The organism is Thioalkalivibrio sp. (assembly GCF_007692535.1).
Classification (GTDB): domain Bacteria; phylum Pseudomonadota; class Gammaproteobacteria; order Ectothiorhodospirales; family Ectothiorhodospiraceae; genus Thioalkalivibrio.
The window spans coordinates 1-9,352 of the sequence record NZ_REBW01000205.1 but is presented as its reverse complement, the minus strand read 5'-3'; the positions used below and the strand labels follow the sequence as shown (position 1 = coordinate 9,352).

Sequence of the window (9,352 nt, the reverse complement as noted above, 5' to 3'; positions counted from 1 at the left end):
CCCCGGCACGTCGGGTTACGCTACGCTAACCCGACCTACAGAACTGGACCGTGGTTTTCACGCCAACTCGAACGCGGGCTGACATGCCCCGGTGCCCTTCGAACCCTCACGACCCACGTTTGATCGGAATTCCTCCGTGCCCGAGGCGTCCAAAGGGTATGACACCAGCTACGAACCCAGGAACCTGCAGGACTCGGGCAGCCGCCGCGACTCGCGCGGAGGGAGCCCGCATGACGTTGCCCACCGCCACTGTCCTGCTGCTGCTTCTGGCGTTCTTTCTTGCCGCCGCCCCGACGCCCGTCGCCGGCGACGACTATCCGGCGGGCTCCAGGATCGCGTGGAACGAGTTCGACCCGACCCTGTTCGCCCGCGCGCGCACCGAGAATCGCCCGCTGTTCCTGTACTTCCACGGCCAGTGGTGTACCTGGTGCCGCGACTTTCAGGACGAGAGCCTGGAGCACGACGACGTGGTGGATGTGATCCGCACGGGCTACATTCCCGTCCTCATCGATCTCGACCGCCGGCGCGACCTGTTCACGCGTTACGGGGGCCGCGGCCTGCCCTTCGTGGTGATCGTCGATGCACAGGACGACGTTCGGGGCCGCTTCACGGGCCATGTCGGACCCGCAGATCTGTCCCGTGTACTGGCGGAACGGCGACGCCAGATCTCCGTCACCGGACGCGAACTCAGTCCCGCCGACGAACCCATTGAAAACGTCGAAGCCTTCCTGGAGATGCTGGACGAAGTCTACGATCCCCACGCCCGGCGACTGAGCGGCAGCGCGATGTTCGGAACGCTGAGCAAGCGCCCGCAACCGTGGACCCTGGCCTTCCTGCTGCGCCAGGATGCCTGGAGCGAGCGCCTGCCGGAACTGCTCGACCAGGCGGCGCAGGACCTGTGGGATGCTGAAGAGGGCGGCTTTTTCTTCTTCTACGACCCCGATCAGCCCGACCACGAGCGGGCACGGGAGACCTCCAAGCGCCTCGACCAGAACGCCGCGTTCCTGTGGCTCTATGCCGACGCCTATCGGCGGTTCGGGGATGCGGCCTACCGGCAGATCGTCGAACGCAACCTGGACTATCTGCGGACGCATTTCTGGAATGCCGACCAGCAGCGTTTCTACAGCAGCCAGTATTCGGACAACTTCTATTACGCCCAGCCTATGGCGGTACGCAGGAACCTGGCGCCGCCACCGGTGGACCGGACCACCTACGCCGATGCCTCGGGACAGGCCATCGCCGCGCTGGTGCGGGCCGCAGCGGCACTGGACGACCCGTCCCTGCTCGACTGGGCTGGAGCCGCGCTGCAGGGGCTGGAACGCCACCTGCGCTCCGGAAACGAGTATCTCCACGCCCTGCCGGCCGACGGGCCTGCGGAACTGGCGGGCTACCTGCCCGCTCAGGTCTGGCCCGGCATTGCCTGGCATCTGTACGGTGCAGCGGTGGACGCCCGGGAAGAAGACATCGAACGGACATTGCTGGAGGCCGTGTCTTCCTACCTCGACCCCGGCCTGGATGCCTATCGCGAGCGGCGGACAGAGGAATTCGAGCCCTGGGTCGAGACGCGCACGCAGGCGGCCCTGGCCTGGTGGCTGGCGCAGCTGCCGGCAGACGATATCGAGCAGGCGGGCGTGGACCCGGACCGGGTTCACTCACAGTTGATCATCCCGCCCGGCACCGACCCGGACGACGTGGCCCTGGGCTTCTGGGCCCTCGATCAGCAATGAAACCCACGCCTTATGGAGTGCGGGAGCTTGCTCCCGCTTTCAAGTGCCGGATCCAGCCCCAAAGCGGCGGCGAGCCGTAGCACTCCAAAGCTGCGCCGCCGTGATCACACGGCCCCGTACATCGACAGACTTATGGAGTGCGGGAGCTTGCTCCCGCTTTCAAGTGCCGGATCCAGCCCCAAAGCGGCGGCGAGCCGTAGCACTCCAGATTCCGCTTCCGTACTGGGTTCAAGGGTCCCGGGGTCGATCCCCCGGGCCCCTGGCTTCCGTTACCGGAGAGTCTTCCAGCGCATCGATGAGCTGGATCTCGGAGGCCCCGGGAAAGCGTTCCAGGGGCGCCACACCTGCATAGGGATCGAACCCATGCTCATGGATGCGGTACAGCCCGAACGCGAGATAGGCGATGTTCAGCCCCAGCAACAGCAGCAGCACCCAGCGGATCACCCCCGCCTCTCCCTACTGAGGCCATCGTCCCGTGCACAGAGCCAGAGTCCGTCGAACACCAGATCCGGCTCGACGCGAGCGGAGTGATCCAGCAGTTCGGCCAGCCATGGACCGTCGCCGCCGGTGAGCCACCATTCGCCGTCACTGGCGACGCCCCCGGCCTGCTCGGATCCCAGCCGTTCCACTGCGCCTGCGAGTCCATGCATCCAGCCCTGCATCAGCGCCTCGGCGGTGTCATGCCCAGGGTGGCTGGGCTCCCGTGGAGATGGCGCCCGTCCCAGCGCGGCGCCAACCCGCACCTGCAACTCCGCGGACAGCAGGTCGGATACCGCGGACAGGCCGCGGCGAAAGCCCGGAAGTATGTAGCCGCCGAGATGACGCCCATCCGCTCCGAGCAGATCGATGGTGACGGCGGTGCCGGCATCGATGACCACCGCCGGTGCCCGCGTACGCCCGAGTACACCGAGTAATGCGCAGTAGCGGTCGGCGCCGAACTGGCTGCAATCGTAGTCCAGACAGAGCCCGGCCGGTCCCTCGGGTTCGGGTCGGACACTGTGGGTGGCGACGTCGCCATGCCGCGCACGGATCGCATCAAGCAGTGCCTGCTCCCGCCCGGCTGCGCCGACCCGCGCCAGCCAGACTGCGCCAGGCTGCGTCTTCGGCAGCGCCCGGTCCAAGGCACCAGCGGATCCCTCCCACTGGCCCTGTTCCCGGACCGCACCGGATCCGGAACGGACCTGCCACTTGACGCGGCTGCTGCCCAGGTCGATCAGCCAGGTTTCAGTCATCGCCCAGCACCCTCACCGATATCTCCCCCGAGTACAGCCGCTTCAGGCCATCCGGCCGTTGCAGGAGCAGCGCGCCATTGCCGTGATCGATGCCGGCCGCGATCCCTTCCTCGCCCGTGTCCAGCACCGTGATCCTGCGCCCGCGCAGATGATCCAGCCTTGCGTGGTCGTTGGCAACGAGCGCGAGGCCGGACCGCGCGAAGTCGTCCCAGGCCCGGACGACCTCGACAAGGACGGCACGCAGCAGGTCGGACAACGCCGCTTCGGCAGGTCCGGGCAGTTGCGAGAGATCGGCAACCCGGCGATCCACGCCCAGGGTGTGCGCACCGACGCGATTCAGGCCGACGCCGACCACCAGCGCCGGAAGCCGGTCTTCGCGTACAGCGCGGGCCTCGACCAAGACGCCAGCCAGCTTGGCACCGTCCTCGGTCACCAGATCGTTGGGCCACTTGAAACCGAAGCCGGAGAAGCCGCAACGCTCGAGCCCGCGCGCGACGCCGACGCCGACCGCCAGCGACAGCGCCGGGTCCACCGCCTCATCGGGCGACAGTGCTCGGGCCACCGAAAAGGTCAGGCTGGCGTCGGGGCTGGAGAGCCAGGCACGGCCCCTGCGCCCATGCCCGGCCGTCTGCTCGCGCGCCACGCAGACCTCATAACGGTCCGGAACCAGGGTGCTCGATTCCAGCAAACGCCGGTTGGTGGAGTCGACGCGTTGCAGGCAGTGCACAGCACCCCAGCGGCCGGGCAGATCCACCTCCAGCCCGTCAGCGAGGCCGACCAGGCTTCGTTCCCAGCTCACGGGTGAATAGTCAGCCACGGAAGGCTAGAATGCCGGGATGGAAAACCGCCGCATCCTGACCGCCGCACTGCTGTCCGTCGCCTGCGGGCTGGTCGCCTGGACCACGGCAGCCACCGCGGAGCTCTATACCTACCTGGATGCGCATGGCACACGAGTGTACACCGACCAGCGGCCATCGGGAGGGGTGACTTACAGCCGCGTGGGGACCCCCGCCGGCCGGCCGACGCCGGGCCGCTCGGCCGGCCAGATCTTCGTCTACCAGTCCCCCACCGGAGAACGCCTGGTCACCAACCAACGGCAGCAGGAGCAGGCGCTGACGCTGATCGCGACCTATGGCCGCCCCACCGCATCGGTCCGCTGCCGGCTCACGGCGGATGCTGTCATGCCGGTCGGGTCCGGTCCCTTCGACGCGATCATCACGCAGGAGGCAAGTGCCTGGAATCTCGACCCGCTGCTGATCAAGTCGGTGATCTGGGTGGAATCCTGCTTCGACCAGCACGCGATTTCCCGCGTCGGCGCGCATGGCCTGATGCAGCTGATGCCGGCGACCGCTGCCGAACTCGGCGTGACCGACCGCTTCGATCCGGCGCAGAACATCCGGGGCGGCGTCACTTACCTGGCACAGATGCTGGATCGTTTCGATCGGGATCTGGATCTGGCCCTGGCCGCCTACAACGCGGGTCCCGGCGCCGTCGAGCGCCACAACGGCATTCCCCCCTTTGCCGAGACCCGCAACTACGTCGCGCGTGTCAATGCCCACTACCAGCGGCACGCGGCGGTCGCCGACGAGGCCGGAATGCAGGCGAAGCGGGACTGAGTGCGCGGAGCCTCCCGGCATCAGTCCGGGGGGAGCGGTCAGCGCCTGGAGATCAACCGCAGCAAAGCCAGCAGGATCACCGCGCCAATGGTCGCCATCAGGAAAAGGCCGCCCAGCCCTGCCACCCCGATCCCCATCACCCCGAACAGCCAGCCTCCGAGGAAGGCGCCCAGGATACCCACCAGCACGTTGAGGAGGACCCCCTGCCCGCCTCCATGGATGACGACGCCGGCAATCCAGCCGGCCATTCCTCCCACCACCATGAATACCAGGATCTGCATCAAGGACATCTTGCGCCCCTCAAGTTTCTCGGAACTGCCTGCATGGCCTACTAGCGATCCCACATCACGTAGGCCTCCGCCTCAGCAGCGGCTTCCAGCAGTTTCACCAGCGGCAATGCGCGGTGCGCCAGGCTGACCTGCTCTTCTCTGGACCCGGAATCATTCTCCGGGCTTCCCGGCAACGCCTCGCCACCCTTCGCCTCGACCGCCTGACGCAGGCGCTGCAGCGCCCCGGGTACGTCCTCTGCAGCAAGTGCACCGGGGACTGTGGGACTGTGCCCCATGTACTCGATCAGAGCGAGGGCGACATCGCCGAACATCGTGATGTCGGCATAGGCCGGGGTGCGAAAGGTGACGAGCATCAGGAATTCTCCCGGGAAAAGGCAGATCTGCAGCATAACCGATCCACCGTCTGACAGCCCGGCCACGCCGGCAGTTGCAGAGCGTGTCCGGGGGGCTTGTCCTGACGAGGGGGATGCAGCAGAGTCCTGCTATCCGCTCGGCCGAGCGGGGGCCACTGTTTCCCAACTACGGAGTCGCCATCCGATGCCGTCCCACCGACGCCTCTTCCTCGCTACAGCCGCCGCACTGCTCCTGGGGGGGTGTGCCGGCGTGCGCCCGGGCTACGAGCGTCCATCGCTGATGCTGGACTCGTTCCGCGCCATTCCCTCCGAGGGGATGGCGCCGCGTTTCGCGCTGGGCCTGCGGGTCGTGAACCCGAATTCCACGCCCCTGCCCCTCCGGGGAATGAGCTACAACGTCGAATTCGAAGGCTACAGGGTCATCACCGGGGTGGCTGGCAATCTCGAGACCGTGCCGGCCTACGGTGAGTCGCTCATTGAGGTCGAGGCTGGAGTGGATCTGATCAGCGGCCTCAGGCTGTTTAACAACCTGCTGCAGGATCCCCAGCGCGACCGGTTCGGCTATAACCTGCGGGCGCGCCTGGACACAGGCGGCATCAGCCGATTCCTGGTGCTGGAGGAATCCGGCGAACTTTCGCTGGCATCCCTGCAGCGATAGGAGACGGGAGGCTGTCGAAGCTTCCGGCTCCCCCGCTGAGGGCTGCAGATCAGCGCATGAACGGCATCATGATGCTTTCTGGGCGGGTGAACCGGTTCATGTCGTGGCTCATGCGCCCCATGCTCTGCGTCATCGAGCCCATGCTCTGATTCATGGCTCCCATGTTCTGGTTCATGTGACCCATGTGATCCGTCATCTCGTGCATGCTCGTGCTCATGGTCACGACGTTGGTGGTCATCACGTCCATGCTCTCCTGAACCTGACCGAAGGTATCCGCCATCGATGCGGTATTGCCCTCCATACTCGCGACATTCGTCTGCATCACGTTGATCACCTGGACCAGCGTTGCGATCTCCCCGGTCATCGTCGCCACATTCTGCGAGAGGTCGGCCATGTTCTTGGACATGGTATCCAGGTTGGCTTCCATGCTCGGGTCGATGCTCCGGGCCATCGTGGACATGTCGCCGGTCAGGTTGTAGATCAGGTAGAAGCCGGACAGGGTGAGGATTCCGATGATCAGCACCGACGGGTACACGAGGCGCTCGAAGCGGCGCATGCTGCCCTCGAAGGCGCGGAAGAAATTCGTCAGCGCGATCTCGAGTTTGACCATCGCCTTCTGTTCGGGCGAAAGGTTCTGGTATTCCGGTGAGAACGTGCGGGGGTCTTTTTCAAACATGCTGGGACACTCTCGACAACGGGTACTGTGCGGAATGCGCAATCCCCGGTTCCGCCCGGTGATCGGCATCTTGTGGGCAATGCCCTCAGCCCGGCCTGCGCGGCAACACCGCCCGACTGTTGCCGCAAACCGCAGCACAGCGCCGGTTCCGCGCTCAGCCGCGACGATTTGCCTTGCCCACTCGGGACTGTAAATTCAAGGATCTATTCGAGGAATCTAGACTCTCGTGTGTCAGGCGTCAACGCGGGGCTGGGGGGGGTGGCGGAGAAGGAGGGATTCGAACCCTCGAGAGGCTCGCGCCTCTGCCGGTTTTCAAGACCGGTGCATTCAACCGCTCTGCCACTTCTCCAAGCTCCCCATTCTCCCGGAAGCCGTACCAACCTGACAACTCGCCGGCTTCGATCCGCGCCCGGACGGGCGCGTGAGAAGGAGGGATGGATTCGGGCTGCGCCCTCACCCTGCGGTCCGTTCAGGTGCGGCACAGGAGCCGCGGGTTTGACTTGCAATGTACGCAGGCATAGATCTCCGTCTATTCTCCGCATTGCCCTTTTTCATTGGTTCTGGTGGCGCCGGGGGCCATATCCTTGCTTCGCAATCCATTGACCAGGGCTTATACTCGCCAACGCTGTGTGGTGTGGGTACCGGGCGCAAGCTGATCATCGGCATTGCGCGCATGGTACGGGAAGCGGGATTCCCGGCCCCTCTACCGCGCCCGACCGTCTTCCGGACGACATCAAGGTTCCTGAATGAATCCGCTCCTGCTCCGGCTCTTCCCGTTCATGCGCTGGCAGCGTCCGAACCGGGACATCCTGAAGGCCGACCTGTCTGCCGGGCTCGCGGTGGCCCTGGTCCTCGTACCCCAGTCCATGGCCTACGCCGCCCTGGCCGGCCTGCCTCCGGTGTATGGCCTGTATGCCTCGCTGCTACCGGTGATCGTCGCAGCGCTGTGGGGTTCTTCGAACCATCTCGCGACCGGACCGGTTGCGGTAGTGTCCCTGCTCACGGCCACGGCCCTGATCCCGCTCGCAAGCCCCGGATCCGGCGAGTTCATCGCGCTGGCGATCGTGCTGGCCTTCCTCGTAGGCGTCATCCAGCTGTCGATGGGCTTGTTGCGCATGGGGGCCTTGGTCAGCTTCATCTCGCATCCTGTGATCGTGGGCTTCACCAACGCCGCGGCGCTGATCATCGGCCTGTCCCAGCTGAACAAGCTCCTTGGCGTCCCGATCGACACCACCGGGCACTTCATGGTCGGCCTCTGGGGCGTCCTGACCGAGCTGACCCGCCTCCACTGGGGCACACTGGCTTTCGGCGTGGGCGCCATCGTGATCATGGTCGGCATGAAGCGATTCGCTCCGAAGATCCCCGGAGTGCTGGCCGCCGTCGTCATCGCGACGGCTCTGAGTTGGGCCGTGGGCTTCGAGCGCAAAGCCGAGACCGACCTCGCGCAGATCGCCCCTCCCGAGGTCGCCGGACAACTCTCCACCTGGGCGGAGCTCAAGGCCCGAACCAGGGAGCTGGACGGCCAGATCCGCGAACGCGAGGCACACGCCGACCACGCTGAGCCCGCCGAAGCCGCTGCCTTGCGCTATGAGGCTGAACTGCTGCGTATCGAGGCCGATGAGGTCGAGAGCGACACCAGGGCATTGCAGCGACAGCTGCGCGATGTCCGCTTCCGGCTGGTTGTCAACGATGACGATGAGCCCTTGCGCTATGTGGCCCAGGATGCCCTGGAACCGGGCCAGGTGACGGAGGGTCCCGCATGGCGCGTCGACGGCATCGATGACACGACGGTGAAGCTGAACGCAGGCGGCAAGGTCGTTGGCAGCATACCCGCCGGACTGCCGTCGCTGGCGATGCCCGATCTCAGCCTGACCACCGTCGCCGCGCTGTTCACCGCGGCCTTCGTCATTGCCCTGGTGGGGTTCACCGAGGCCATTGCCATCGCCCGTGCCATTGCCGGCCGAACCGGGCAGCGCCTGAACCCGAACCAGGAACTGATCGGGCAGGGGCTGGGGAATCTCGCAGGCAGTTTCACGCAGGGCTACCCGGTCAGCGGATCCTTCTCGCGCTCGGCAGTGAACCTGAACAACGGCGGGCGTACGGGCCTGTCCTCCGTATTCACCGCGCTGCTGATCCTGCTCGTACTGCTGTTCCTGACACCGCTCTTCTACCACCTGCCGGAGGCCGTTCTGGCGGCCATCATCATCATGGCGGTCGTTGGCCTGGTCAATTTCAAGGCCATACATCACGCCTGGCTGGCGAGTCGCCACGACGGCATCGCGGCGGTGGTCACCTTCGTCGCCACGCTGGCGGTGGCCCCCAACCTGGACATCGGCATCCTGATCGGCGTCGGCCTCGCGGTGGGCCTGTTCCTGTATCGCACCATGCGCCCCCGTGTCTCGGAACTGGCGCGCTTCTCGGACGGCACCCTGCGCGAGGCCCAGCGCTACGGCCTGAAGGCCAGCGAGGAGATCGGCCTGCTGCGCTTCGACCGTTCGCTGTACTTCGCCAACGTGCCCTACTTTGAGGACGCAGTGCTGGAACTGGCGGCACGGCACCCAAATGCCAAGTACCTGATCGTGGTCACCAAGGGCATCAACGAGATCGATGCCTCGGGGGAGGAAGTGATTCATTCCCTGGTCGACCGCCTGAAGGCGCGCGGCGTGACCCTGATCTTCGCGGGGCTGAAGGCACAGGTGCTGGAAGTGATGGAACGCACCGGCCTCGACGAGGTGATCGGCAAGGAAAACATCTTCCGCTCCACCGATGCCTCGGTGGCCGCGGTCCAGGCCCGCGTCGA

General features: G+C 65.9%; 10 protein-coding genes and 1 tRNA gene. 4 read left to right on the top strand and 7 right to left on the bottom strand.

Annotated features, from left to right (window positions below; translation table 11 throughout):
* The first annotated feature begins 230 nt into the window (after positions 1 to 230).
* Entirely contained in the window at positions 231 to 1,727 is a 1,497-nt protein-coding gene (locus tag EA346_RS11920; protein ID WP_296758856.1) for a DUF255 domain-containing protein, read from the top strand.
* A 228-nt stretch (positions 1,728 to 1,955) separates the two neighbouring features.
* On the opposite strand, the gene EA346_RS11915 is transcribed toward EA346_RS11920, so the two are convergent.
* Genes EA346_RS11915 through EA346_RS11905 form a run of 3 tightly spaced genes read right to left on the bottom strand, consistent with a single transcriptional unit; the run spans position 1,956 to position 3,758 of the window.
* Complete coding sequence (locus tag EA346_RS11915) at positions 1,956 to 2,171, bottom strand: hypothetical protein (RefSeq protein ID WP_296758854.1); 216 nt, start codon at positions 2,169 to 2,171, stop codon at positions 1,956 to 1,958.
* Complete coding sequence (locus tag EA346_RS11910) at positions 2,168 to 2,959, bottom strand: type III pantothenate kinase (protein WP_296758852.1); 792 nt, start codon at positions 2,957 to 2,959, stop codon at positions 2,168 to 2,170. The genes EA346_RS11915 and EA346_RS11910 overlap by 4 nt, the downstream gene beginning before the upstream one ends.
* Entirely contained in the window at positions 2,952 to 3,758 is an 807-nt protein-coding gene (locus EA346_RS11905; protein WP_296758851.1) for a biotin--[acetyl-CoA-carboxylase] ligase, read from the bottom strand. Before EA346_RS11905 ends, EA346_RS11910 begins: the two co-directional genes overlap by 8 nt.
* Positions 3,759 to 3,795: 37 nt before the next feature.
* Here EA346_RS11905 and EA346_RS11900 point away from each other — a divergent pair, with 37 nt between their 5' ends.
* Positions 3,796 to 4,575 (top strand): lytic transglycosylase domain-containing protein, encoded by a 780-nt coding sequence (locus EA346_RS11900; RefSeq protein ID WP_296758848.1) that lies wholly within the window; start codon positions 3,796 to 3,798, stop codon positions 4,573 to 4,575.
* A gap of 38 nt (positions 4,576 to 4,613) precedes the next feature.
* Here EA346_RS11900 and EA346_RS11895 read toward each other — a convergent pair whose 3' ends face one another.
* Complete coding sequence (locus tag EA346_RS11895) at positions 4,614 to 4,865, bottom strand: GlsB/YeaQ/YmgE family stress response membrane protein (protein ID WP_296758845.1); 252 nt, start codon at positions 4,863 to 4,865, stop codon at positions 4,614 to 4,616.
* Between the two features lie 41 nt (positions 4,866 to 4,906).
* On the bottom strand, positions 4,907 to 5,218 hold the full coding sequence (locus tag EA346_RS11890; RefSeq protein ID WP_296758858.1) for a DUF1840 domain-containing protein: 312 nt from the start codon (positions 5,216 to 5,218) through the stop codon (positions 4,907 to 4,909).
* Positions 5,219 to 5,402: 184 nt separating this feature from the next.
* Between EA346_RS11890 and EA346_RS11885 the strand changes: the two genes are divergently transcribed.
* Positions 5,403 to 5,876, top strand: a complete 474-nt coding sequence (locus EA346_RS11885) for an LEA type 2 family protein (protein ID WP_296758842.1) — start codon at positions 5,403 to 5,405, stop codon at positions 5,874 to 5,876.
* Positions 5,877 to 5,925: 49 nt separating this feature from the next.
* Here the strand turns inward: EA346_RS11885 and EA346_RS11880 are convergent, their stop codons facing one another.
* Both EA346_RS11880 and EA346_RS11875 read right to left on the bottom strand, forming a co-directional pair.
* Complete coding sequence (locus EA346_RS11880; RefSeq protein WP_296758840.1) at positions 5,926 to 6,552, bottom strand: methyl-accepting chemotaxis protein; 627 nt, start codon at positions 6,550 to 6,552, stop codon at positions 5,926 to 5,928.
* A 259-nt stretch (positions 6,553 to 6,811) separates the two neighbouring features.
* A tRNA-Ser gene (locus tag EA346_RS11875) sits at positions 6,812 to 6,901 on the bottom strand.
* A gap of 397 nt (positions 6,902 to 7,298) precedes the next feature.
* Here EA346_RS11875 and EA346_RS11870 point away from each other — a divergent pair.
* A partial coding sequence (locus EA346_RS11870) for a SulP family inorganic anion transporter (RefSeq protein WP_296758837.1) occupies positions 7,299 to 9,352 on the top strand: 2,054 nt, incomplete at its 3' end.

Coding starts and splice junctions, on each gene's coding strand:
- EA346_RS11885 (WP_296758842.1), top strand. CDS start 5,403: ATGCCGTCCCACCGACGCCTCTTCCTCGCTACAGCCGCCGCACTGCTC.
- EA346_RS11920 (WP_296758856.1), top strand. CDS start 231: ATGACGTTGCCCACCGCCACTGTCCTGCTGCTGCTTCTGGCGTTCTTT.
- EA346_RS11880 (WP_296758840.1), bottom strand. CDS start 6,552: ATGTTTGAAAAAGACCCCCGCACGTTCTCACCGGAATACCAGAACCTT.
- EA346_RS11890 (WP_296758858.1), bottom strand. CDS start 5,218: ATGCTCGTCACCTTTCGCACCCCGGCCTATGCCGACATCACGATGTTC.
- EA346_RS11910 (WP_296758852.1), bottom strand. CDS start 2,959: ATGACTGAAACCTGGCTGATCGACCTGGGCAGCAGCCGCGTCAAGTGG.
- EA346_RS11895 (WP_296758845.1), bottom strand. CDS start 4,865: ATGTCCTTGATGCAGATCCTGGTATTCATGGTGGTGGGAGGAATGGCC.
- EA346_RS11900 (WP_296758848.1), top strand. CDS start 3,796: ATGGAAAACCGCCGCATCCTGACCGCCGCACTGCTGTCCGTCGCCTGC.